Below are 1,000 nucleotides of genomic sequence, written 5' to 3'. Positions count from 1 at the left end.
GGTGCCGCCGACACCGGATGCACGGCCGCTTGTACCGGGCGCCGGCGCGCTGCCGGTGTCTTTTGAAAACCCGCCCGGCCTCTATGGTTCCGAGACGGGTGTGTTTGCCCATAATCTGCTTGAAGCCGACAGCACGCTGGCCCCGCTGGCGCGCCCGCAAATCACTGTTCCCGTCACCTCGATCCAGTATGCCTTTGACGAATCGCGCAATTTGAAGGGCGCGCTGGTCGCGGCCGCCCTGGTGCTGATGCTGCTCGATACGCTGGCGGTATTCTGGATGGGCGGCCTGTTCTCACCCCGACCGCGCCGCGCCGGTGCCATGGCAACCACCGCCGCGGTCCTGATTGCGCTGGGTAGCTTGTTCGGTCATGCCGACCTTGCCCGCGCCGACGACGCCAAGCCGGGTGACGAAATTGCCATCGAGGCGATTTCGAAGACCCGCATCGCCTATGTGCTGACCGGTGTGCCGGGCGACGATTCGATCAGCCGTGCCGGGCTCGAGGGCCTGACCCGCTTCCTGGTCGAAAAGACGGCCCTTGAACCGGGCGCACCAGCCGGTGTCGACATTTCGAAGGACGAGCTGTCGTTCTATCCTTTGATCTACTGGCCGATCGATCCGGCCGCCCCGATGCCGAGCCAGGCCGCCATCGCCCGCATCGACGCCTATATGCAGCAGGGCGGCACGGTGCTGTTCGACACCCGCGACCAGTTCGCCAACGGCATCGGCGCCGATTCGACCAGCCCGGCGACGGAGCGGCTGCGCGACATCCTCGGCAACCTCAACGTGCCGCCGCTGGAGCCGGTGCCGTCCGACCACGTGCTGACCAAATCCTTCTTCATCCTGCCCGAATTCCCCGGCCGCTTCGCCGGCAGCCCACTGTGGGTCGAGGCGTCGCTCGACGCCAGCAATGCCGAGAACCGGCCGGTGCGCACCGGCGACGGCGTCTCGCCTATCATGATCACCGCCAATGATTTTGCCGGCGCCTGGGCGGTCGACGAG

At 66.6% G+C, this 1,000-nt stretch carries 1 protein-coding gene; it reads left to right on the top strand.

The features are described from left to right. Positions 1-1,000 (top strand): DUF4159 domain-containing protein (locus ENZ74_RS32890; RefSeq protein ID WP_164761448.1); only part of this gene is annotated, 1,000 nt, incomplete at both ends.

The sequence above is a fragment of the Mesorhizobium sp. M7A.F.Ca.CA.002.15.2.1 genome (genome assembly GCF_003998715.1).
Lineage (GTDB): Bacteria > Pseudomonadota > Alphaproteobacteria > Rhizobiales > Rhizobiaceae > Mesorhizobium > Mesorhizobium ciceri.
Note: the sequence above shows the minus strand (reverse complement) of the source record. Positions and strands in the feature narration are given on the sequence as shown.